Below are 26,370 nucleotides of genomic sequence, written 5' to 3' on the forward strand. Positions count from 1 at the left end.
AATAAACTCTTATCGGCATGCACCAGCATAAATAAAGCGCTACCAGCTTTCATGTTAGTTAGCCGCATTCAATAGATCCATCAGAGCTTGTTCATCTATCACTTTAACGCCCAACTCTTCCGCTTTTGCTAACTTAGAGCCTGCAGCCTCGCCAGCGACAAGGCAATCAGTATTTTTCGAGACACTGCCAGCCACTTTGGCGCCTAAAGCCTGTAATTGGGCTTTGGCATCGTTACGATTAAGCTGGGTTAACGTACCGGTTAACACCCACGTTTGCCCTTTAAGACTAAGCTGCGACTCGTCAGCTTGTTCAATAACAGGCCAAGTAATACCGGCTTCAAGCAATTGATCTATTACTTCAATGTTATGTGGCTGAGAAAAAAATTGTCGAATGTGCTTGGCAACGATGTCACCAACATCAGCAACTTCTAACAGTTGTTCAACGCTAGCGGTTCGAATACGCTCAAATTCAGTAAAGTGTTGTGCTAAATTAGCAGCGGTAGCTTCCCCTACTTCACGGATCCCAAGACTATATAAAAAACGCGCCAACGTGGTGGTTTTAGCTTGTTTAATCGCCGCGACAATATTTGTTGCTGACTTCATCGCCATGCGATCTAGCATCGTGACGCTTGAAGCGGTAAGTGAAAACAAGTCTGCTGGCGTTTTGACTAATTCTTTGTCAATTAACTGTTCAACGATTTTATCGCCCATGCCATCAATATTTAATGCTTTACGGGATGCAAAATGCTTAATAGCCTCTTTACGTTGCGCTTCACAAAAGAGTCCACCACTACAACGCGCTACAGCTTCGCCTTCTAAACGCTCAACAATGCTTTGGCACACAGGGCAATGCTGTGGAAAGATAATATCTTGTGCATCATCGGGGCGCTTTTCTGGCACGATAGCAACAATTTGCGGGATAACGTCACCTGCGCGGCGAATAATCACTGTATCGCCTATTTTCACCCCAAGACGGGCAATTTCATCAGCATTGTGCAAGGTCGCGTTCGACACCGTCACGCCACCGACAAATATTGGTTTGAGGCGAGCGACAGGGGTAACAGCACCCGTTCGGCCAACCTGAAAGTCAACAGACTCTAACAAGGTCATTTCTTCCTGGGCTGGAAATTTATAGGCTATGGCCCATCGAGGAGCTTTAGCCACAAAACCAAGTGTTTGTTGCTTGGCAATGTCATTAACCTTTATGACGACACCGTCGATTTCATATTCAAGCGCACTTCGTCTGGCCATAATATCGGCGTAATATGCATAGACTTTTTCTAATGAATCAGTCACTTTCACTTCGCTACTGACGGGGACACCCCATTGTTGCAGCTGCGTTAGTTGGCCATAGTGGCTTGTTTGCATCGGTTGTGACTCGCCTTCGACTACACCTAATGCATAAGCATAAAACCCAAGAGCCCTTGAAGCGGTAATTTTACTGTCTAATTGGCGCAAACTGCCGGCGGCTGCGTTGCGAGGATTAACAAAGACTTTGTCACCTTTGCTTATTTGACGCTGGTTTAATACCTCAAATGCCGCTTTAGGCATAAACACTTCGCCTCGTACTTCAACTAAATCTGGAAATCCTTCACCGCGTAACTTGAGCGGAATAGAACGAATAGTACGCACATTAGCGGTAATATCTTCGCCGACACTGCCATCACCTCGCGTTGCGGCGCGTTCAAGAACGCCAAAACGATAAGTAATACTCACGGCCAATCCGTCTAGTTTTGGTTCGCAAACATAATCAACGTTATCGACTTTATCAGTTATACGCTTATTAAATGCTGCAAAATCGGCTTGTTCAAACGCATTGTCGAGACTTAACATCGGTTTAAGGTGGGTAATTTGAGCAAATTTTTGTAATGCTATACCACCGACGCGCTGTGTCGGTGAATCTACCGATTTAAATTGCGGATAGTCACCTTCTAATTCAGTTAAGCGCTTAATTAATCTATCGTATTCAGCATCGGGTATTGACGGAGCATCATCAACGTAATAACGAATATTATGTTGATTAATGGTGTGAGTAAGTTGATCCATTTCAGTTTGAATAGCGTGCATTGTGGCATCCGTCATACAAGTTGTAACCGTGGTTTGCTTGATAAAGTGTAAAGGTATAAAACAATTAAGGCCGCTGCTGCGGCCTTAATTAACACATCAACCTACGCGGCATTGAGTCGTCGTAAATAATCTTTTTTGGTGGCATCGGACCATGGTTGACGTTGTCCATCCAATAATTCAGCACCGAGATCCTCGGCAATTTGATAAGCTGAGTTCAGCATAATGGTGAAGTTCATTAATGGATCGCCATAACCCGGTAAGGTCATAAACAGCACCACACCTTGGGTGACAAATTGCTCCATATTATCTGGATCAAATATCCCTGGTTTTAGCATGTTAGCGAGTGAAAACAGCACTTTCCCAGTACCTGCATTGTCAATGTGGCGATGAAAAATATCCATATCCCCAAATTTAAAATTGAGCGACAACAAGCTTGGCAATAATTCTGCACCTTGAATTTGCTCGCCCGCTTTAGCAAAAATATGCAGTACTAACACATCGGTCGGCTCTACAGGTTCATTTACAGGAGCATCCGCTTTCAGGGTTGATTTAACCTCTACTTCAGCTTTAACCTCTTCAACTTCAGCTTTAACGTCGACTTTTGGCGCTGCTGGTTGTATTGGTGGCTTAATCGGCTCTGGTCTGGCGGCAACAGGCTTACCTGTGTAGCTTTCTAACTTGGCGGTACTGGTTGAAGGATTGAATATCTTTTTAGGAGTATTCATTGACGTACTTGCCGTTGGAGCAGGTTTTACGTCATCTCCAACAAATAAGCTTTGTTGTGCAGGCTGTACCACTTTAGGTTCAACATGTTCTGGCTCAGTTTTGTGCGGACCAGGCTGACGCAATGAATCTTGTAAAGGAGTATCGGTTAGCTTAGTTGTACCCGAGTGCGGCTTTTGACTTAAATTAGTCTTTAATACAGGCTTAATGACAGTTTCTTCAACCTCACCAGGTTTACGTACACGCACTTGGCCAATACCATCTGCGTCAAAACCTTCAGAGTCTCGACGTTTAGCTTGGTCTTTATAAAATCCAGCCATCGGACTTTGCTTCATTGATTTAGGTTGTTGTTTGCGAATCGACCAAAAACCGTGCACTAACACCGCAATTATTGCGATAGCGCCTAATACGAATAACACCAGTTGTAGATCTTTCATTAGATTCCCTGTCTTGCTAATTTATACCGCGTCTGCCATGGCGACGGCGGCTTCAATGTCCACTGCGACTATTCTTGAAACGCCTGGTTCATGCATAGTAACGCCAATAAGTTGATCGGCCATTTCCATTGTTATTTTATTATGACTGATATAAATAAATTGCACACTCTGTGACATTTCTTTCAGTAACCGACAAAAACGTTCGACGTTGGCGTCATCCAAAGGTGCATCTACTTCATCTAGCATACAAAAAGGTGCTGGATTCAGTCTAAAAATGGCAAAGACTAATGATAAAGCGGTTAACGCTTTTTCTCCACCACTAAGTAAATGTATGGTGCTATTCTTCTTACCTGGCGGTTGCGCCATAATAGTAACACCCGTTTCAAGCAGGTCATCACCGGTTAATGCCAAATAAGCCCTTCCTCCACCAAAAACTTTAGGAAATAGCAGCCCTAAATCATGGTTTACCGTTTCGAATGTGGCTTTAAAACGGCTTCGGGTTTCTTTATCTATCTTACGGATAGCGTCTTCTAAAATCGCTAAGCCTTTATTTAGGTCGTCATCTTGACTGTCTAAATAAGCTTTTCGCTCTCGTTGCGATTCAAATTCTTCAATGGCTGCAAGGTTGATAGCACCTAAACGTATAATGTTCTGTTTTACTTTTTCAAGCTGTTGCGACCAAACATCAACAGATGCATGTTCCGGTATGTCGGCAATGACCTGTTGTAGCTGAATTTGCTGTTCTTGCAGCAATTGCAGCTGCCCATTAGCCTGCCCTTTTAAGCCCTCACGACGTAACTTTAACGTGCTTATCTTTTGAGTCAAGTCTTGTAACACTACAAGCTGTTGTTTTTGCATCAATACTAAACGGTCTAAACTGGTTTGAAGCTCTGCTTGTTGAGACCGATTTTGCTGTAATTGCTGCTGTAATGCTTGTTGCTGCTCGAGTGCTTGCGCCAGCTGTGTTGATAATTGACTTAAATCATGTTGACCTTGTTGTTGCTGATTGTCGAGCAACATTTGTTGTAACTGAGTCAATTGACTGACTAATTCTGTCTGTTTTTCATGTTGTTGCTTTAATTTTTGTTCACTCAATGCTTGCTGGGTAGCATGTTGCTGCACTTGTGCTTGCAGCTGCTTAACGCTATTTGCAGCATCGGTGCGAACAACTTTGGTTTCACGCAGCTTGGCTTGGCTTGTTTGCCAAGCTTGTTGAGCAACATCGTGTTGGTTCATCGCTTGCAATAATGCATCTTCTTGCGTCAACACTTGTTCTTCAAGGGCATCGACATGCATTTTTTTATCACCAATTTGCTGTTCAAGCTTGGCGATTGATTGGCTGCATTGCTGTTGTTTATCGCGTTTCTCAACGGCTTGTTGAGTTAAACTTGTCACCAAAGAGTGCAGTTTTGTCTGCTCTATTTGCAACTGATGACAAGCCTGTTGGCATTGATTCAGCTCTACCTGAGTGGTCGCAGCCCGTTGAGTTAACGAAGTCAGAGATTGCTGAGACAATAGCAGTTGTTGCTCAAGTTCTATTAATTGCTGACTTAAGCTTGTTCGTTCTTGGCTCAGTACAATAGCGGATTGCCCTGCCTGAGTATGATTGAGCACAAAACCATTGCCTATCAAGTAACCTTCTTGAGTGGCAATATATTGCTCAGGAAGCAATGTTGGTAATAACTCCTTTGCTTCACTGAGACTGGACGCCCACACAACATGTTGTAACCATGGCGTTAAATTAACTGGGGTTGTTAAAGCAGGATACGTCACTTGATGCTGTGGCTCAAAACCCACTGTAGGCGGAGAAACGCTCAATGAAGATGTTTGACCCAACCCTAGAACAGGTAATTGACTTAAGCCTTGTAACACTTTATCGACCGCTTTCTCCCAACCAGGCACAACCTCAATAACTTGCCACAATTGTTGGCCATCATCTTGAGTGTGATCAGCCAGCAACTCATCAATAAATTGCAATCGAGAGTGATGGCGAGTGACAGTTTGCTTTAGGGTTTGATAAGCATCACTCGCTTCAGTGACGGCTTGTTGCTGCTCAAGTAAGGAAAGCTCAAGTTGACTATGCTGCAGCTGTTTATCATTTAGTTGTTGTTCAACATTAGCTAATTCTGCCGTGCTGTTGTGCAACTGCTGTTGGTTGTCTTGCTGAGCTAAAGCAGCTAACTCTGTTTGTAATTGAGCTAAGTACTGTTCGTTTTGAACCAAACTTTGCTGTTGATGGCTGAGCGTCGATTGGCTCAGTGCCAACTGCATTTTATGAGTCGCTAAGATTTCAGCATATTGGGTTACTTGTTGCTGCTGATCATCACACGCTTCTTCGATAGCAAAAACTTGCTCATCGATTTGCTCAAGCACAATATTCGCCTGTTCATAAGCGGGTTGATGAGTATCTGATTGCGCAACCAATCGTTGATGAACATCGGTCATGCTGACAATATTATCGTCAGCTTGTTTGATTTGCTGTTGTAATACTTGAATTTGTTGCTGCAGCTGAGAGTCTTGCTGTTGCTGATGAGCAAGCTGTTGCTCAAGCTTGGTCATGGTATTACCGGCTTGGTAATATTGCTCTACCAGTTTATGTTCAGCATCACTGAGCTCAGCCAATTGCTGTTTAAGTTGAATAACACTGGTGTCGCCCTGCTGTGCGGTTTTGGCTAACGCTTCAGATTTAAGCTCACCTTCGGCCGTTTCAGCATCAAGTCTGTCTGTTTGCTGCAACAATTGCTGATAGCGCATCACTAATAGCTGGCTATGCAACTCTCGTTCACTATTTTTTAATTCTCGGTACTGCAGAGCGGCTTTAGCTTGTTGCGATAGCTTGTCTAATTGGGCACCGAGTTCAACTCGAATATCATTTAAACGTTCGAGGTTTTCACGGGTATGACGAATACGATTTTCGGTTTCTCGGCGGCGTTCTTTATAACGCGAAATACCTGCTGCTTCCTCAATAAACACTCTTAACTCTTGAGGTTTAGATTCGATTAAGCGTGAAATAGTACCTTGCTCGATAATGGCATAACTACGCGGCCCAAGACCCGTCCCCATAAATAAGTCGGTAATGTCTTTTCGACGACATTTTTGACCATTGAGGAAATAGCTTGATTCACTGTCGCGGTTAACTTGTCGCTTAACCGAGATCTCTTGATAACTGGCATATTGACCAGTGAGCCTTCCCTGAATGTTCTCGAATACCAGTTCGACACCCGCAACAGAAATGGGTTTGCGTGCCGATGAACCGTTAAAAATAACGTCGGTCATCGAATCGCCACGTAAATGCTTTGCCGAACTTTCACCCAGCACCCAGCGTACGGCATCAATCACATTGGATTTTCCGCAGCCGTTAGGGCCAATAATCGCTGATAAGGCGTTATCAAATGGGATTTTAGTTGGGTCTACAAACGACTTAAATCCAGCAAGTTTTATTTGTTTTAATCTCATGTTGCCAGTTCAGGTACGCATTAAAAGGAAAAAGCAGCTCACTTTAGCAATTGAGCAGCTTTTTGTAACGATTTTTATCCTTTTGACACAGTTTATCACTTGTTTTATTGTGCTTGGCTCGTCAAAATCAACAATATAAGTCACAAAATAGGCAGTCTCAATGGTTACCAATTCAATAATCGCCAAAAAAAGTGGTGTGAATTATTTTATCCAAGGGTTTCAATTAATTAAACAGCCGGGTTTACGTTCATTTGTATTTATCCCGCTGATGATCAATTTAGTCTTATTCGCCTCAGCGATGTATTTTGCACTAGGACAATTAACTGAGCTATTTACCTGGATGGACGGGCAACTTCCAGAATATTTAAGCTGGTTGAATTTTTTATTGTGGCCATTAGCCGTCTTGACAATGTTAGTGGTAATGTCATTTTTATTCAGCTCAGTCATGAACTGGATTGCGGCACCGTTTAATGGTTTATTGGCCGAAAAAGTCGAGCAGCATCTCACTGGAAAAAACTTAAATACTGGCAGTTCGGTCGATATGATCAAAGATTTGCCGCGTATTTTTGGTCGTGAATGGATTAAGCTCAAATACTATTTACCACGAGCATTACTGTTTTTAGTGTTATTTTGGTTGCCGATTATCGGCCAAACTGCAGCGCCCATTTTATGGTTTTTATTCACTGCGTGGATGATGGCAATTCAATATTGCGACTATCCATTTGATAATCATAAAGTGCCTTTTGACGATATGAAGTTCGCTCTCAAAAATACCAAGGGTTCGAGTTTTAGCTTCGGTGCTACCGTGACAGTGTTTTCAATGATCCCGATTGTAAACTTTATCGTTATGCCGGTAGCCATTTGTGGTGCAACGGCTATGTGGGTCGATAAATATCGTGATGCCTATAAAAATAGCATTGTCGCCCCCGATTAATCGTTAGAAAATTAAGCTGTAGAGAGTTAGTTCGAAGGTAATGGCTCAATAGAAGCATGGTCTCTTCTCGCAGTAGAACAACCGAAACTGTACAGCTTAAAGACAAGCCCGATAGCGACTATCGGGCTTTTTTATTACATTTACGCAAGATAATTTAACATTCAGTAACAATTTAGTAATTATTTTGGTACAAGTCGGACCTACGTTTTAAGGAGTTTTTTGCGACAATAAGAGAAATAACAAAAAATAAAAACAGAGTGAAAGTGATCAACAACTTAATTCCAACTAACAGCTTTGCACCAATCAACCGATTAACTCAAACTTGTGAACGTACCTGTGGCGCTATATTAATTTTGGCATTATTGAGCAGTGTATTATCTTTCGCTGCGTTTGCGGGTTCGAGCCAGCAATTCCATCTCGACATCCCGACCATCAATGAAGATATTGAGATGGATGGCGACTTTAACGAATCAGCTTGGCAACACGCTACCGAGGTAATGCTGCGTTATGAAACCTCTCCTGGTGAGAATACCGCTGCACCAGTAATAACCACAGCTAAAGTCTATGCGTCAAACACCAGCCTATATTTTGCGTTTACCGCCCACGATCCTAATCCAGACAATATTCGAGCAAATCTACGTGATCGAGATAAATCCTGGGGCGATGACATGGTGGGTATTAAACTGGATACCTTCAATAATGCTCGTTTAGCCTACCAATTTTTTATTAACCCTTATGGGGCGCAAAGTGACTCCATTGAAAATGAACTCACTGGTCAAGAAAGTGATGCCTGGGACGGGATTTGGTATAGCAAAGGTAAACTCACCAAAAATGGTTTTCAAGTTGAGGTGCAACTCCCTTTAAGACTGTTTAATTTTGATGACAGTAATCCAATTCAAACTTGGGGCATTGAGCTTATTCGCTTTTATCCCCGCAATGAAACCCATCGCTTATCCACTCATAAAATAAACCGTAACGTATCGTGTCAGTTATGCCAATTAGGTATCGCATCGGGTTTAGCTGGTGCAACTCAAGGGAAAGACCTCCAACTCACACCCTCGATTGTGGCAAATCAAAGCCAGCAACGAGACGTAGCGCAGGCCCAACCTTGGAGTGATGAAAGTAATGTTGATGTTGGATTAGATTTACGTTGGGGGATCACACCGACTACCTTACTTAACGCCACAATTAACCCAGACTTCTCTCAAGTAGAAGCTGATGCGGGTCAGCTAGATGTAAACAACACATTTGCACTCTTCTTTCCGGAAAAACGCGCCTTTTTCTTAGACAACAAAGATTACTTTGATACCCAATTAGATTTACTGCACACCCGCAATATTAGTTCGCCCGATTATGGGGTAAAGCTGACCAGCAAAACTGATAACCATACCGTTGCAATATTGGCGGCCAATGACACTCAAACCCAGTTTTTAGTCCCTGGCAATTTAAGTTCTGATGTGGCGATATTGGATCAGCAAAGTCATAACATGGCGGCTCGCTATCGATTTGACCCTAGCAGAGAGTTTTCAATTGGTGGCTTAGTGACGTTAAAGCAAGCCGATGATTATCATAACTATGTTGCCAGTGTTGATATAAAGTACCAACCGACGAAACAAGATACTTTCACTGCGCAATTTGCGCATTCACAAACAGCTTATCCGGACGATTTATTCACTAAATTTTGCAATACGGATGATTGTTTACAGCAATCTGAACAATGCGAATTTGGTGATTGTAATATCAACGAACGCGTTTTACGTACCCATAAAGACGATAACTTTAACGACAGCATGTACGCTATCAGTTATCAACACGAACGTCGTAATTGGTATGCCAGTACTCATTATGAATCTACAGGCGATGACTTTCGTGCAGATCTTGGCTTTATCGACAAAATTGATGTCGCAAAATTTGTCGCTGGCGGTGGCTACATTTGGTATCCAGACAATCATTTCTTCAGCAAAATTAACCTAGGCGGCGATTGGGACATTACCCATAATCAAAACAATGAACGACTTGAGCAAGAAGCAGAAATGTATATCGAATTTGACGGCGGACTTCAAAGTTTTATCGCCACAGGGATCGTACAACGACAACGAGTGGGCAGACGTCACAACCCAAGTATTATTGATATCGAAGGCAACACCAGTGAGTTTAATGAAACCTTAGGTTGGTTTTACACCAATTTCACCCCTATTGGATCGCTGAAATTAGAACTAGATGTGAACTATGGCGATGACATTGATTTCGCTAATGACAGGCCTGCAACTATCACTATGTTGAATCCGGGCATCGAATGGAAATTAACCGAATCATTAGTGCTTGATATATCACACCGCTACCAAACATTAGACGTCGATGATGGTCGTTTATTTACAGCTAACCTCTCCGATATGCGCCTAAATTGGCAGTTGACGCTAAACAGTTTTATCCGCTTAAGCAGTGTGTATACTCGCATAGCGCGCGACCCTGACTTATATCGTTATCAACGTCCTAATACACTGTATCAAGATATTGGCAATGAATTGCTCTATGGCTATAAACTTAATCCCCAAAGCGTGTTTTATCTCGGTTATTCAGACGCATTTATTGCTAATGATGACATCGACTCGTTAACCCAAGACGAAAAAACCTATTTCATGAAACTCAGTTACGCTTGGCTACTGTAGGCATAACCAATAGGTTTACAATTAACCTTGTCGGGACAGCCATCGAGGCAAAAAAGCCGTTGATACTCAAGTATCAACGGCCTTATATTAGCTAACTCATCAGATGAAGTAACTTACTGAGAAACAACCCTATTACGACCTGCATTTTTAGCTTTATACAGCAACTCATCGGCACGTTGCAATGCATGGTCTAATGTTTCATTATTCACGGTAGACACGCCGCAACTGAATGAAACAGACAAATCCCCTGCCGAGGTCATTATCGGGTTGCTTTCACATTGTTCCCGAAATTTATTCACTAGTAGGCTAGCTTTAATGGCATCTAAACCTTTAAAAGCAACAACAAATTCTTCTCCGCCAAAACGCGCTACAGTAAAATTCGCTGCAAAGGCGTTTTCTAAGCGTTGCACAAATTCAATTAACACTTCATCGCCGACATCATGGCCATAGGTATCATTGATTTTTTTGAAGAAATCTATATCTAATAGTGCCACTGATAGCAGTTTCTGTTCCGAATCATTTTGTTGGTATTGACCAAAAAAATAACGCCGAGTGTAGGCTTTAGTTAAATAATCACGATTGGCTTTACGCCACAAATTACGCATCATATCGAGTGAATCAAGGGTGTTAAGCACTCGACAATGAAACTCTTCATGCACGAACGGTTTTTGCAAAAAATCATTAGCGCCGTTTTTAATAAACTTTGCCGACAAACTTTCATCATTGTCATTAGACAAACCAATAATGGCGATATCTTCACGGTTAAACTGCTCACGTACCCGTAAAACAAGTTCAACACCATCAACTTTTGGCATGTTGTAATCAGTAATAAGCAACTGAATATCAGGCTGCGCTTGTAGTACGGCTAATGCTTCTTCGCCATCATTGGCTTCTATAACCTTGAACAAATGCTGTTCAAGGAGCATTTTTACAAACTTACGACTCACCAACGAATCATCGGCAACCAACACTTTAACGTCTTGATTGCGATAAAGTCTGTCAATTAACTTGACCACATATTGATAACTGTGGCGTTTATCCTTTGGAATATAATCAACGATGCTGAGTTTTAAGATTTCTCGACGTTGAGCCGCATCTAAATTACTCGTGAGAACAATGCAAGGAGTTGAATACGATGCCACTAACTTGACGATATCGCCGTCAGAAGCATCGGGTAAATTTAAATCTGCAACCACTACAAAATATTGATTTTCTTCCAAAAAAGTCAATGCACTCGACATATCAGGTGCTATATCCACATGGTATCCAAGATCCTGAACAATCATGTGTTTTAATATTTTCGATACAGTGATGCTATCTTCTACAATCAACACTCGCAATATAGTCACCTTTATTTCTGTCTAGTACTCAATCATTTAACACTTTTCAAGTACGATGCTGCCGATAGAATAGCCTGCACCAAATGAACATAACAAGCCTAAATCGCCCGTTTTAAAATCTTGGTTAAATTTATGAAAAGCAATAACCGATCCCGCAGAAGCGGTATTAGCATACTCATCTAACACGATAGGCGCTTGAGTTGGTTCTACATTATCACCAAGCAGCTTCTTCACTACAAACAAATTCATATTTATATTGGCTTGATGAAGCCATAAGCGCTTAAATTCCTCAGGTTTTATTTGTTCATCAGTAAATTGTGCGTCTAAATGTTGGTAAATCATCGGCAATAATTCTTTAAACACTTTACGGCCTTGCTGATGAAACAGCTTATCTGATGTGGTTGCATTTTCTGGATCGCAGCGATTAACAAAGCCAAAGTTACTGCGAATATTACTTGAGTACTCGGTCACACAGCGAGTCGATAACACACTAAAGGCATTCGTCGATGTTGATAGCTCTGCACGTTCAACTACCACTGCAGTTGCCACATCACCAAAAATAAAGTGGCTGTCACGATCGCGAAAGTTAATTTGCGGCGAGGTTAATTCAGGATTTATAACCAGCACTCGATTAGCTGTGCCGCCACGAATAGCATTAACGGCATTCACAATCGCAAACGTAGCCGATGAACATGCCACTAGCATGTCGTAGGCAAAACCTTTAGTGCCCATGGCTTGTTGGATTTCAATTGCAATGGCTGGATAAGCTCTTTGAGTATAAGCACACGCCACAATCACCAAATCGATGTCTTCAGCCGTTAGGTTTGCTTGCTGTAATGCTTGGTTAGCGGCTTCAATACCCATCTCAGCTTGCATAGACAACGATTCAGAAGGTCTATCAGCAATTAATGGCATCATGATGTTGGTATCGAGGATACCGTCTTTTACCATGACATAACGGCTTTTAATTCCAGAGGCTTTTTCAATAAACTCACTTGACGAATATGCCAACGCATGCGTATTTCCGGCCTCTATCTCGGCCGCATTCTGTTGATTAAATTGGTCAACATAACTATTATAACAGTTAACTAATTCGTCGTTAGAGACACTGTAAGGTGGTGTGTATAAACCACTGCCTGAAATCACAACTTTATTCATTTTACTCTACCATTTTTAGTGAATGAGTTAGCGAAAGCTCATTTGAGTGCCAGATACATCGACATGAATCACTGAAGGTTTTAACATCGCTTATCGATAACCTTACTGATCATTTGGGTGGCACGACAGAGAAACATTTTGCTGATTAACGCTATTCTAGTATTTTATGATTTAATCTCGTCATACTAAATTAAATTTGTTTGATGGTCAGACCATTGAATGATGACAATTTACTCCGAAAGCCTAATATAGCAGCATCTATAAGGTTTTTAGAATAAAAATAAACTCCTTAATAACTAAAAAGAATAAAGAAGAACAAATTTTCACTTCTAAATCCTGCTGAGCAGATTATGATTAGACAATGCAACCATAGGAGCAAATAATCCATGAGCAAAATTTTCGAAGATAATTCATATACTTTAGGCAACACACCGCTAGTTCGTTTAAACCGCGTCAGTAACGGCAAGGTACTCGCTAAAGTAGAAGCACGTAACCCAAGCTTTAGTGTTAAGTGTCGTATTGGCGCCAACATGATTTGGGATGCTGAAAAGAAAGGCCTACTCACCAAAGATATCGAGTTAATTGAACCTACATCAGGTAACACCGGTATTGCACTTGCTTATGTTGCTGCAGCACGTGGTTACAAATTAACTTTAACCATGCCAAACACCATGAGTCTTGAGCGTCGTAAATTGCTTAAAGCATTAGGTGCAAACTTAGTGCTAACTGAAGGCGCTAAAGGCATGAAAGGTGCTATTGATAAGGCTGAAGAAATTCGTCTGTCAGCGCCTGAAAAATACCTAATACTAGGTCAATTTGATAACCCTGCTAACCCAGAAATTCACGAAAAAACCACAGGTCCAGAAATCTGGAATGATACTGATGGCGAAGTCGATGTATTCGTTGCTGGTGTAGGTACTGGTGGTACGCTAACAGGTGTAAGCCGCTATCTTAAAGCACAAGGTAAAACCATTACCTCTGTTGCTGTTGAACCAGTTGACTCACCAGTTATTGCACAAGCATTAGCAGGCCAACCGATTCAACCTGGTCCACATAAGATTCAAGGTATTGGTGCTGGTTTTATCCCTGGTAACCTAGACTTGTCGATTATTGACCGTGTTGAAGCTGTTACTAACGAAGAGTCTATTGAAATGGCTCGTCGTTTAATGAAAGAAGAAGGTATTTTAGTCGGTATCTCTTCTGGTGCTGCTGTTGTTGCCGCGAACCGTATTGCTGCATTACCCGAATTTGCAGACAAAACCATTGTGGTGATATTACCTTCAGCTGCTGAGCGTTACTTATCTTCAGTATTATTTGCTGGCGAATTTAGCGACAGCGAAAACGTACAGTAATAAATTGCATGAATAGACTCTACATTTGTCTATTATAAAAACCAGCTTCGGCTGGTTTTTTGTTTCATTTTCATCATAAAGCCTAAATATTGGTCAACTAAAAGCATTATGCTCATCATATATATCGCTATCTACCTGTCTAACTTTCGATAAATTATTGTTTATTTGTAATAAAAACTAAACCTCAGTTGCAAAGTTGCTATAAGTCGCTTGCCTATACAACAGCCTTCCGTTTTACTTATTGAAACAAACACTAGTAAACATCAATTTTATTGATACTTAAATGATTCATAAAACGGAGCTATTACGCTGATATGAAATACTCGCTTAAACAAATTACCGTTTTTGATGCTGTGGCCAGTCTTGAAAGTGTGAGCGCAGCTGCTAGAAAGTTATCGATGACCCAATCAGCGGTGAGTATGTCACTTTCTCAGCTAGAGAATTTACTAGACCGTCCGCTGTTTATTAGACAGGGCAACCGACTAACCCTGAGCCATTGGGGTAATTGGTTAAGACCCAAAGCACGCCAATTACTTCAAGATGCACAACAAATTCAATTTGGTTTACATGAACAACACGTAATTAGTGGTCAATTTAAGTTGTGTTCAAGCCAAACTGCGGCCGAATATTTATTGCCGAACTTAATCAGTAAAATTGATAATGATTTTCCAGAGCTAAGGATTGATCTTGAGGTTGAAAACACCGAACACGTTGTTGAAGGCTTAATAAACTACGACTATGACCTTGGTATTATTGAGGGGCGTAACGACGATAGCCGCTTACATCAAGAGAAGTGGATTGACGACCATCTTGTGGTGGTTGCTGCACCACATCACCCTTATGCCAATGCTGAAAAAATTAGTTTAGCGCAATTGGAACAAGCAAAATGGGTACTTAGAGAGCAAGGTGCTGGTACTAGGCGTATTTTTGAGGGCGCTATCCACGGTGTGCTTGAAAAGCTCAATGTGTGGAAAGAATACGAACATGTACTGCTGTTAAAGGCATTAGTCAGAAATGGGGCTTACTTAAGCTGCCTGCCCCATATTACCGTAGAGCAAGATGTTGCTGAAGGTAAGCTGGTTATTATTGATACACCACAGCTTAACCTACAGCGTCAATTGTCTTTTGTATGGCGTAATGATGCGGGTGATAACCCGCTGCGTGATTGCGTCCTAAATGAAGCAAGACGCATGAGTAAAACGCTTTAATGGTATTTGATAACGCCTTTACTTAACCACTAGATTGCTCGTTAAAGGCGTTATCGATTGAGTTAACTATCCCATCACCGAACAAATTTTAGTGGCTATCTGTTCTCGAGTAATAACCCCAAGCAATAACCCTTCATTCACCACAGGAAAACTACTCGGTTTATTCGCAGAAGCATGTCTTAAGCGTTCTTCATAACTCATAAAGCGGCTTCCGGTATACATTCCACTAGCAGTAACAGGAAACAGCTTCTCTCTGTCGACGACCATTAACTCAACAAGATCAGCAATTTTATCGTTGCCAGATACGGTCATCACTTGCGTCTGCATTAAATCAGCAACATGACTGTTAATGTGTTTGTTATATTCTTCAGACCATAAGCATCTTAATAAATCTTGCTGAGATACAAATCCTAATAAACGATTTTGCTTGTCGACAACTGGTGCACCGCGTTCTTGCGCAGCAGTGAGTTGCATCAGTCCTTCATGAATAGAGAGTTCTGGTGACAATGTAAAAGGTGTGGCTTCCATTAATTCACTGACAGTAAGATTAATAATTGATTTAGGCATAGCAGTTCTCCCATTCGTTTTTAGCGAAGGTGTAAGGTTAGATTCATGGTGGATTTGGGTTAATACTGAATGTGATTTGGAAAAGCCTGTGGCCGATTGACTGACCATTGTTCGACTTGATATTGGTACGTTGGGTATTGGCTTATCTGAATTAGACTGGTTAGAAGCTGACTTATTTGAAATAGCCTGATTTGACATAGCCTGGTTTGAAATATGCGCGTCAATCGCCGGAATACATTCAGCTAATGCCAACGTTGCTAACACCATAGGCGCTGTATGATCAGCGTTAGAGTGCTTTAATCGTTCAATCATTAAATAAGCAAGGCCGACAAATAAAGCACCGCCGACGATGTTGCCTAACGTGACAGGAATAAGATTATTAAACAGAAAATGCGTTATGGTAATATCTGCAAACTGGCTTGCGGGTACACCAATAGCATTAAAGAAATCAGCCGATGCAAATTGCTGCAACATGATCCCCAGCGGCACCATGAACAAGTTAGCAATACTGTGTTCAAAACCACTGCTGACAAACATAGCGACGGGCAGCATAAGTAAGAAGGCTTTGGTTAGTACGTCTTTGCTGGAAAACGTCATCCAGACACCAAGGCACACCAAAACATTACATAAAATGCCTAAAATAAATGCTTGGCTCCAATCATGATGTATTTTGTGTTGCGCAATATTTAATGCATTCAAGCCCCATTGACCACCATTGAGCAGGTGCATTTTAGCCCCTAAAATCAACAACAACATCAACATAGCACCAATGAAATTGCCAACATAGACACGAGTCCAACACATCAATAAATCTTTGGTATTTACCCGTTTTTGAGCCCATGCGACACTACTTAATACCGTACTGGTAAAGAGTTCTCCTCCACAAATAACCACTAGAATTAACCCTAGGCTAAACGCTAAGCCGCCAATAAAGCGCACTTGCCCCCAAGGCCCAATTGTTCCGGTCGTTACCGTAATATAAAAAACAAAAGCCAACGCAATGAAAGCACCGGCAAAAATAGCTAAGCCGAATGACTCTAAGTGCGACTTAATGACTTTAGATTGTCCGTATTGTTCAGCTTGCTGGCACATGTTGATAACTGCACTATTCGCAGCGTCTTGTGTGTAAACACTCTGTATCGGCACCGTTGACGTTTTTGTTGTTAAAGCAGTCATAAACTACATTCCAAATACACTAATGGTTATTCTTTGGCTGCAGCATAAATATTAAAGAAATATACAGATACACATCATCGTTATTTCTAATATTCATGGCAGCCTTCTTGTCAAACATAAGACTACCTTTGAAATAATCAGAATAAAATCTGATAATAATGATGGCGACCATCAATATTATTGATTCACGATTCTGTAATATCAGCATCCATAAAATAGAATGATACCGGTGGTAAAGATGATGAAAGAGTTGATGGATTTATAACTGATGCTGGTACTGATATTGATGTGAATGTTGATGTTACTATTGATGTTATTAGTGATGCGCATTAACGGTTATACGTGGTTTTGTCACAGTGCAATGTAAACCATTATGTTTGCGGCTGCTGAGCCAGTTAACTCATCGTTATCGTGCAAACATGAATACGGCAACCTGTACAACTACTTCCGCATTTCCCCGATAGTATTATCGCTAGTTTTGTCGTTGCACTCTTAAATCTTATGATTATTAACCGAGCTAAAACAGTAACCCATGCAAAGTCTACCCCTACAGTTCACTGTTTAATAAAAAAGTAGATATCTTAATGAGTATTTACTTTGCATCCGCTATTACGACAGAAATTCATATGCCTACATTTGCCAATAAAAAATTGGAATCACCTTCATTTATGTGGCAGCGTTCTATCGACATTAGGCTTTATCATCGGTGTTATTTACAGATTGATTTTGTGATTATAAAAACCTACATCAATAAAACAGGATTTTATTACGCATTATCAATCATGGATCGTAGCCATTATTGATAATTCTTATTGATAATTCTTATTGATAAGGTATCTGCAATGCTTATTACTGGCGTTTTTGTTTAAAAAAATTTAACTAAGGCAATCAAGACTATGTTGCTCCGAATGTTAAACAATCGAATAACAAATTACTTAAACACCATAACTATTCAATTAATGAATGATGTTCTAATATAAAAAAGGTCAATACCAAGATTTATTTAGGTAAAAACCATATTAATTATGTGCATGAAACAAATTTATAAACATGTGAAATGTGTAATTTAACTAAAAAAAACGCTACGTTATATTTTTTCACATAAAAATTAAAAATAATTTATATACATAGCATTAACAAGTTAGGCTAAATTAACTATCCACAAAACAATAAAGCAATGATTTACACCCATGTAATTAACAAATAAACCCACTTAAAATTACACTGTAATGATGAGATTTACATTATTATAACTTTATAATGGTTATGATCTCTAAATGTTAATAAAAATGAGTTTAATTGTATGTGTGTTGCAAGTCATCAACATGATGACCTGATATTGTTTTTTTATTTAGGTGTGCTTATATCAATAGCTGTGTAACTTTGTTTCATTTTTATATTAAAAATGATCTCAATGATTACATCATAATAAAAAAATATTTCAGGGAGTTAAAATATGCAAGCTAATTCACATTTAGCCAAAGCTATTCGCTTTGCGCTAATCAGTGGCGTTGCCGTTTCTGCAGCAACCACATTCAATACTGTTGCAGCAGAAGACGCAGCGAATACTGCACCTGCTGTCGAGAGAATCTCGGTAACGGGCTCACGAATTATTCGTGAAGGTGCTGTTGCACCAACGCCAGTTACAGTAATTACTGGCGACGAGTTATTATCAACTGGTGTAACAAATATTGGTGAAGCGCTAAACCAATTACCTGCACTAGGTAACACCTACTCACTTGCCAACTCAGGCCGCTTTATTGGTACTTCGGGTCTTAACTTACTCGATTTAAGAAGCATGGGTACCGCCAGAACACTCGTGTTAGTGGACGGTAAACGCCATGTATCAAGTTCTGCAGGTACTTCTTCAGTCGACGTCAATACCATTCCAAGTGTATGGATCGATAGAGTTGAAGTAATTACCGGCGGTGCATCTGCAATTTACGGTGCCGATGCGGTAACCGGTGTTGTAAACTTCATTTTAAAGAAAGATATTAATGGCTTAGATGTATCTGCAACCAAAGGTTGGGCTGACGATAGTGGTCACAATAAAGACCGTTTCTCATTATCTTATGGTTCTGATTTTGCCCAGGGTGATGGTAACGTTGCCTTTGCGGTTGAGTACAGCGCTCAAGAGCAATTAAGAGCATTTGATCGCGATCAGACTTCAACTGCTTTTTCGAGCCTAGCAAATAAAAACCGCACTGAAGATAATAATGACCCATCAGATCCAGACAAAATATGGACTCCTAATGCAGGTCACTACACAATTAGTAATGCCGGTACCTTCAATTTAGATGGTTGGAAAAGCTTTAACCCTGATGGCTCATTAAGCGATGTTTATAGCGGTCAAAATGTTGATGGTATTCGTTGTGCAAATTGCGATGTCACTAACTTAAACCAGTTTGTAGAATTACAACCTGAATTCGAACGTTACAATATTAACTTTAAAGCAAACTACCAGCTTAACGATAATCATAACGTTTATTTTGAAGCTAAATACGTTAACAGCCAATCAACAGATGAAGGTCAACCAGCATTTTTCTTTGGTAATCCGGTTAACGATATCAAAATTGATAACGCTTTTATCAATCCTGAACTGGTTGCTTTAATGAAAGCAAACAAGGATAGCGACGGTAATTCAGCGCCATTAGATACACTTAATATTCGTCGTTTTATGACGGACTTGGGTGCGCGCATTGAAGATGATACTCGCGAAACTCAACGTTATGTTATCGGTCTTGAAGGTATAGTATTCCAAGATTGGGATTACGATGCCTATGCTATTTATGGTCAAACTGATTTAGAGCGCGTTAATAAAAATAACTTAATCTATGACAATTACACCAACGCCCTTGATTCTGTATTAGAAAACGGGATTGCGGTTTGTCGTGATCAGTCAGCTAGAGATGCAGGCTGTGTGCCAGTCAACATTTTTGGTTTTGGCGCACCAAGTCAAGATGCGATTAATTATATTAATACCGCTTCAACTGGTACATCGATTATTAAGCAAACCGTATTAGGTGGCTCACTAACTAACTCTAGTTTATTTGAATTACCTGCCGGTTATGCAGGCTTCTCTACTGGTGTTGAATACCGTAAAGAAGAAAGTGAGATATTTGAACCTTCAAATGCAGCAGGTACTTTCTTCAATGCATTAGGCGAAGATAAAGGCGATTTTGATGTAAGCGAAATCTTTGCTGAAATCACGCTTCCTTTGTTAGCCGATTTACCAATGGTACGTCAGCTAGACTTAGATCTTGCAATACGCTTTGCTGATTACAGCACCATTGGTAATGCTACAACATGGAAAACGGGTTTAAGCTGGGAAGTTGATGATCAGATCCGCGTTCGTACTACATACTCAGAAGCTATTCGTGCACCTAACATCAGTGAGCTTTATGGTGCTGCAAGCCAAACATTCTTCTCTGTAGATGACTCTTGTCGTGCTAAAAACTTAAATGATCTGGCTGATCCAACTCAACGCCAAGCTAACTGTGCGGCGTTAGGGATCCCTGCTGGTTTTGACGCTGACTACGACGATAAAACGCTTGAAGGATTAAGTGGTGGTAATCGCGAGCTACAAGCAGAAGAATCGAAAAGTTTCACGTTAGGGATTGTTTATCAACCTGATTTTATTGATGGTTTATCGATCACTACCGATTATTGGAATATTGAGATCGAAAATGCCATCAGTGCTGTTGGCGCCCAAGATATTATCGATCGTTGTGTTGATTCTAAATCTGGTGTGAATAATGAATACTGTAGTTTGATTACTCGTGATTCAACTAGCCACGAAATCACTCAAATTAGACAGTTCTCGTTGAACATTGCGTCGCTTGAAGCTGCTGGTATTGACTTTGATATTGGTTATAACTTTGAAGCCTTTAGTGGTGACGTACGCACTAACCTTATTGCGACTCGTCTACTAAAACGTAAAGACTTTTCATTCCAGGATGAACCAGATACCTTTGAAGAACTTGCAGGCACGGCTGGCTATGCTGAATGGCAAGCAAACTGGAGCCTAAGTTACTCAATCGATAGCTGGGATGTTAGCTGGAGAACGCGCTATGTCGAGGGTGTAAGCCTTTATACTGATAAGGAATTAGCCTTAAACGCGAATCCTAATAGCAACATGGAATTTGGCGATTACTTTATCAACGATATGGCAGTTGCATACAACTTCGATTCAGGTATTAGATTGAAGTTTGGTATCGACAACGTGTTTAACCGTGAATTACCTTACGGCTACACAGGTACTGATACTGATAGTTCAGCTTACGATAACGTTGGCCGTTTCTTCCATACTACGGCTACTTACAAGTTCTAAACTATTCGTTATAAGCGATAGGTTTATTTGTAATAACGGCATCTTCGGATGCCGTTTTTTTATGTCTATAAAATTATTTTAAATATCGCCTAGCAATAAAGTTTCCCCCAGTCTCAGTATCAACACCATAGCGAAAAACAACCACAGAGTCATACTCACAGTATTATGAGCGTTACCGCATTAGCTGATTAAGCACATCACTTTAATGTTGATGTCGTCAAACATTACCAGCCAAGTCGCACCTTTAAATAACGTCTGCAAGCCTTAAGTAAAACTTTTAATTTATGATACTCTATATCAATTATATTGATGCTGAGTATTAATTTGTCATCTGCATAACAATCAAACTTCAAATCTAGGCTAATTTACGGATCTGATTTTGCAATCAACTTGTTATCCAGCTCTCACTTCTAGCAAACAAAACATCAACTTTCTTGATACCAAGTGATGCGATCGCATCGCTATGCTAAAATCCACAAGGTAAATTGGTCTTACCAAGAAAGATCATAATAAGGACATCACTGTAATGCTTCCCTAATTAAAGGCATCGCAGCTGAGCAAAGTGATAAGAGCCATTGCGGCTCACCGGCAAGCTGCTCTTATGGACATAGCCATCACTTCAATGGAACACACTTAAACTTCATCATTTGATGGATTAACCTGTTCTTTTCGGAGAATGAGAAATTATGTCAGACACAGTCAGTAATTCAGATACACAAGCTCATGAAGCAAGCTATAGCGAGCTTCACCGCCCTGCTAGCGAGTTTGAAACTCGCGATGCCTATCTAGAAAATGAACTCAAGATAATGAAGCCAAAACGCTGGGGACTCAATCTTCCTGGGCGTGATTTTCGTTTTGAATGGGAAGACTTAGTCCCAGCAATAGCAGGAACCATTGGTATTACTGTTATGTATTCTGCAGTAATGGCTGCTTGGGCTGCAGGCTTAAGTGAAAAATGGGACCACGTCAATCTTGGGGCAGAATTTGCTATCCAAATTGTCCGCGTAGAAATGCTCATCCCTGCTTTACTCTTCTGCATTATTAGCTCCGGTTTTATTAACCCAAGAGCAAACCTTGGTGGCAACCATGGACCAATGATCCCGTTGATTGGTACCATCGCGCTTGCTGGTGCTCATCCGTTAGCGTTAGCAATCCTCATTGGTATATTTGGCTTAATTTTAAGTTATTTCAAAGGGGGATCGAAACTGGTTAACCTCACCAGTAGCGGTGTGGCCGGCGGTTTATTAGTGTTCTTAGGATTTATGGGGGCTAAAAGTCAGATAGGTTCTTTGTTTGACTGGGCTGGAGGACTGCAAGCCAAACATAGTCTTGACTATTCACTCGGTTATGTTGCATTTACCATCTTGTTAATCAATGTCATTATTTATGCTGCATTAGCCAAATATGGCAAGCGTTGGTTGGCTATTCCGCTGTGCTCTATCGCGGCTGTTGCTCTGGCATTTGGTCTTGGCGCAGGTTTGGATCTACAATTTACTACCGCTCCAGGCATCCCAAATCTCAATCCTGTTTATTGGTGGGGTTCAACTGAACATGGTTGGCAGTTAGGCTTACCAAATGCTGCTCATTTTATTGCATCATTACCGTTCGCCATTCTTGCTGTTGCCATGTGGTCACCAGACTTTCTTGGCCATCGTATTTTCCAAGAGTTAAATTATCCAAAAGGTGCTGAAAAAGTACTGATGGATGTTGATGATACGATGACAACCTGTTCAGTAAGGCAGATCGTTGGTACGGCAGTAGGTGGCGGTAATATTACCTCATCATGGGGCACTTACATGATCCCCGCAGCCATTGCCAAACGCCCTATTCCTGCTGGCGCGATCCTACTCGGTAGCTTATGTATTATTGTGGCTATCATTGGTTATCCTATGGATATCACCGTGTGGCGTCCTGTTATGTCGATTGCGCTTTTAGTCGGTGTATTCCTACCGTTATTAGAAGCGGGTTTACAGATGGTTAAAGACACAACTAGCAGCCAGGCCGCAGGTATCTGTATTTTCGCTGCATTCGTTGCTAACCCAGTATTAGCTTGGGCTTTGACCATGTTACTTGATAACAATGGCTTGATTGGTGATAAAGAACGTCCTAAAACCTTGTCGTTTGCAGACCGTATTGTTATCCCAAGCCTAGCCTTTGTGATTTGTTTGGCGGCGATGTTAGCAGTAGGCATGATCGAAGGGATTCCAGCGTTGCTATAATCCAGTTATGCTCGGTAATACCATCAATAAAAAGCGAGATCGGCAACGATCTCGCTTTTTATTTGTCAAAAATTGCCGCGTGCTACTCCAACTTCTAAACAGATTTGTTAGCCAGTTAACACTTTTGATATTCCGTTAGCGAAAGCAGCCGATATCGTCATCGCGCTGTGCTATTATCAAGCCATGGATAATTGGTCTTACCATTTAGTTCATTAACCGAAACAATATCGATTAGCGTCATTACACAAGCCAGGCGGAACATTTCTGCCATCAATGTCGCAGAAGATGTAAACGGCTCAGTCTAGCGAATCAACCTAGACTACAGAATGTAAGTACTCAACGGATAACAACACTTAGTGTTAATTGTGATGATATCCGTAGAAAATCAACCAGAGGGTTAAGTAAATGACAGATAAAACCGAACTATTTGCCAACGCGTGGGAAGGTTTCGTAGCTGGCGATTGGAAAACTGAAGTTAACGTACGTGACTTTATCCAACAAAATTACACACCATATGAGGGTGATGAATCATTCTTAGCAGGTGCAACAGATGCAACATTAACTTTGTGGGACAAAGTAATGGAAGGCATCAAGCAAGAAAACCAAACTCATGCTCCTGTCGATTTCGACACAGAAATGGTTTCTACCATTACCTCTCATGATGCTGGTTATATCAATAAAGACCTTGAAACTATCGTTGGTTTGCAAACTGAAGCGCCATTAAAGCGTGCCATGCTGCCTAATGGTGGTATTCGTATGGTTGAAGGTTCATGCAAAGCTTATGGCCGTGAACTGAACAGCGATGTAAATTACGTTTACTCTGAATTACGTAAAACCCATAACCAAGGCGTGTTTGATGTCTATACTCCTGAAATTATGGCTTGCCGTAAGTCAGGTATATTAACGGGTTTACCTGATGCTTATGGTCGTGGTCGTATTATTGGTGACTACCGTCGTATTGCTTTGTACGGTATTAATTATCTAATGAAAGATAAGTTTGCCCAATTCAGTTCACTGCAAGCGCAGTTTGAAGCAGGCGAAGACTTATCAAGTGTGATCCAATTACGTGAAGAAATTGCTGAGCAACATCGTGCTTTAGGCCAAATGAAAGTGATGGCAGCTAAATACGGTTGTGATATTTCTGTCCCAGCCCAAAATGCTAAAGAAGCCATTCAATGGACCTACTTTGGTTACCTTGCTGCAGTAAAAAGCCAAAATGGCGCAGCAATGTCACTTGGTCGTACTTCAACATTCATTGATGCTTATATTGAACGTGACATTAAAAATGGTGTTCTTACTGAGCAGCAAGCACAAGAAATGGTTGACCATTTCGTAATGAAGTTACGTATGGTTCGTTTCCTTCGCACACCTGAATACGACGAACTATTCTCAGGCGATCCAATTTGGGCAACTGAATCTATCGCAGGTATGGGTCTTGATGGTCGCACATTAGTAACTAAATCAAGCTTCCGTTTCTTACATACCTTGTACAACATGGGTCCAAGCCCAGAGCCAAACATTACTGTATTGTGGTCAACAAAATTGCCACAAGGTTTTAAAAGTTACTGTGCCAAAGTATCAATTGACACTAGTTCAATTCAATACGAAAACGATGACTTAATGCGCCCAGACTTTGAGTCAGACGATTACGCCATTGCTTGTTGTGTTAGCCCAATGATTTTGGGTAAACATATGCAGTTCTTCGGTGCTCGCGCTAACTTAGCCAAAACCATGTTATACGCCATTAACGGTGGTGTTGACGAAAAGCTTAAAACCCAAATTGCACCAAAAGCTGATCCAATCACTGCTGATGTTCTTGAGTTTGATGATGTTATGTCACGTCTTGATGGTTTAATGGACTGGCTTGCAACGCAGTATGTGTCTGCACTTAACGCTATTCACTTTATGCATGACAAATACTCTTACGAGTCTGCGTTAATGGCATTACATGACCGTGATGTCCGCCGTACAATGGCGTGTGGTATTGCTGGTTTATCAATTGCCGCCGATTCATTGTCAGCGATTAAGTTTGCTCAAGTTAAGCCTATTCGTGATGAAAATGGTATTGCGGTTGATTTTGACATTCAAGGTGATTATCCAAAATTTGGTAACAATGATGCTCGCGTCGATGACATTGCTTGCGATTTAGTTGAACGTTTTATGGCGAAAATTCGCACTAAAAAAATGTATCGTAATGCCATTCCAACACAATCAATCTTAACCATCACTTCAAACGTAGTTTATGGTAAGAAAACCGGTAACACTCCTGATGGTCGTCGTTCAGGCGCACCGTTTGCGCCTGGTGCAAACCCAATGCATGGCCGTGATGAAAATGGCGCAATTGCTTCATTAACATCAGTGGCTAAACTACCATTTGCCCACGCACAAGATGGTGTTTCTTATACTTTCTCTATCGTGCCGAATGCATTAGGTAAAGATGATACGGGTCGTCGTACTAACCTAGCGTCACTGATGGATGGCTACTTCTTAAGCAAGCCTAACCGTGAAGGTGGTCAACACTTAAACGTTAACGTGATGAACCGTGAAATGTTAGAGGATGCAATTGTTAATCCGGATAAATATCCACAATTAACTATTCGTGTATCGGGTTATGCCGTTCGCTTTAATGCGCTCACCCCTGAGCAGCAGCAAGACGTGATTACTCGTACATTTACTAAAAGTATGTAGTCTCTGCTAAAATTGGCTGTATCGATGTGTAACATCTTATCGATAC

13 protein-coding genes are annotated in these 26,370 nt (G+C 41.0%); 7 read left to right on the plus strand and 6 right to left on the minus strand.

Translation table 11 applies throughout. From position 1 onward, the window contains the following. Positions 1 to 54: 54 nt before the first annotated feature. From ligA to SFRI_RS12645, 3 genes are all read right to left on the minus strand, one after another. Positions 55 to 2,067, minus strand: coding sequence for an NAD-dependent DNA ligase LigA (gene ligA / locus SFRI_RS12635; protein ID WP_011637915.1), 2,013 nt, complete (start codon positions 2,065 to 2,067; stop codon positions 55 to 57). Between the two features lie 101 nt (positions 2,068 to 2,168). After that, positions 2,169 to 3,227 (minus strand): cell division protein ZipA, encoded by a 1,059-nt coding sequence (gene zipA / locus SFRI_RS12640; RefSeq protein ID WP_011637916.1) that lies wholly within the window; start codon positions 3,225 to 3,227, stop codon positions 2,169 to 2,171. 21 nt (positions 3,228 to 3,248) lie between these two features. Next, positions 3,249 to 6,683, minus strand: a complete 3,435-nt coding sequence (locus SFRI_RS12645) for a chromosome segregation protein SMC (protein WP_011637917.1) — start codon at positions 6,681 to 6,683, stop codon at positions 3,249 to 3,251. A 160-nt stretch (positions 6,684 to 6,843) separates the two neighbouring features. Here SFRI_RS12645 and cysZ point away from each other — a divergent pair, with 160 nt between their 5' ends. Beyond that, entirely contained in the window at positions 6,844 to 7,617 is a 774-nt protein-coding gene (gene cysZ / locus SFRI_RS12650; protein WP_011637918.1) for a sulfate transporter CysZ, read from the plus strand. Positions 7,618 to 7,874: 257 nt separating this feature from the next. After that, positions 7,875 to 10,286 (plus strand): carbohydrate binding family 9 domain-containing protein, encoded by a 2,412-nt coding sequence (locus tag SFRI_RS12655; RefSeq protein ID WP_011637919.1) that lies wholly within the window; start codon positions 7,875 to 7,877, stop codon positions 10,284 to 10,286. A gap of 113 nt (positions 10,287 to 10,399) precedes the next feature. Here SFRI_RS12655 and SFRI_RS12660 read toward each other — a convergent pair whose 3' ends face one another. Beyond that, positions 10,400 to 11,626, minus strand: a complete 1,227-nt coding sequence (locus tag SFRI_RS12660) for a diguanylate cyclase (RefSeq protein WP_041413062.1) — start codon at positions 11,624 to 11,626, stop codon at positions 10,400 to 10,402. Between the two features lie 36 nt (positions 11,627 to 11,662). Then, positions 11,663 to 12,784 (minus strand): beta-ketoacyl-ACP synthase III, encoded by a 1,122-nt coding sequence (locus tag SFRI_RS12665; RefSeq protein WP_011637921.1) that lies wholly within the window; start codon positions 12,782 to 12,784, stop codon positions 11,663 to 11,665. Between the two features lie 386 nt (positions 12,785 to 13,170). On the opposite strand from SFRI_RS12665, the gene cysK reads away from it, so the two are divergent. Then, a complete protein-coding gene (gene cysK / locus SFRI_RS12670) occupies positions 13,171 to 14,136 on the plus strand; it encodes a cysteine synthase A (protein WP_011637922.1) in 966 nt (321 codons plus the stop codon). A gap of 314 nt (positions 14,137 to 14,450) precedes the next feature. After that, positions 14,451 to 15,344, plus strand: coding sequence for a LysR substrate-binding domain-containing protein (locus SFRI_RS12675; protein ID WP_011637923.1), 894 nt, complete (start codon positions 14,451 to 14,453; stop codon positions 15,342 to 15,344). A 66-nt stretch (positions 15,345 to 15,410) separates the two neighbouring features. Here SFRI_RS12675 and focA read toward each other — a convergent pair whose 3' ends face one another. Then, entirely contained in the window at positions 15,411 to 17,003 is a 1,593-nt protein-coding gene (gene focA / locus SFRI_RS12680; RefSeq protein WP_081430164.1) for a formate transporter FocA, read from the minus strand. 1,540 nt (positions 17,004 to 18,543) lie between these two features. Between focA and SFRI_RS12690 the strand changes: the two genes are divergently transcribed. The 3 genes from SFRI_RS12690 (at position 18,544) to pflB (ending at position 26,324) form a co-directional block, all read left to right on the plus strand. Next, positions 18,544 to 21,417 (plus strand): TonB-dependent receptor domain-containing protein, encoded by a 2,874-nt coding sequence (locus tag SFRI_RS12690; protein WP_011637925.1) that lies wholly within the window; start codon positions 18,544 to 18,546, stop codon positions 21,415 to 21,417. Between the two features lie 686 nt (positions 21,418 to 22,103). Then, complete coding sequence (locus SFRI_RS12695) at positions 22,104 to 23,636, plus strand: DUF3360 family protein (protein WP_011637926.1); 1,533 nt, start codon at positions 22,104 to 22,106, stop codon at positions 23,634 to 23,636. Between the two features lie 405 nt (positions 23,637 to 24,041). After that, positions 24,042 to 26,324 carry a formate C-acetyltransferase gene (pflB, locus tag SFRI_RS12700; protein WP_011637927.1) on the plus strand — a complete coding sequence of 761 codons (2,283 nt, stop codon included), beginning with the start codon at positions 24,042 to 24,044 and terminating at the stop codon, positions 26,322 to 26,324. Positions 26,325 to 26,370: the final 46 nt, after the last annotated feature.

This window comes from Shewanella frigidimarina NCIMB 400, assembly GCF_000014705.1.
Taxonomy (GTDB): Bacteria; Pseudomonadota; Gammaproteobacteria; order Enterobacterales; family Shewanellaceae; genus Shewanella; species Shewanella frigidimarina.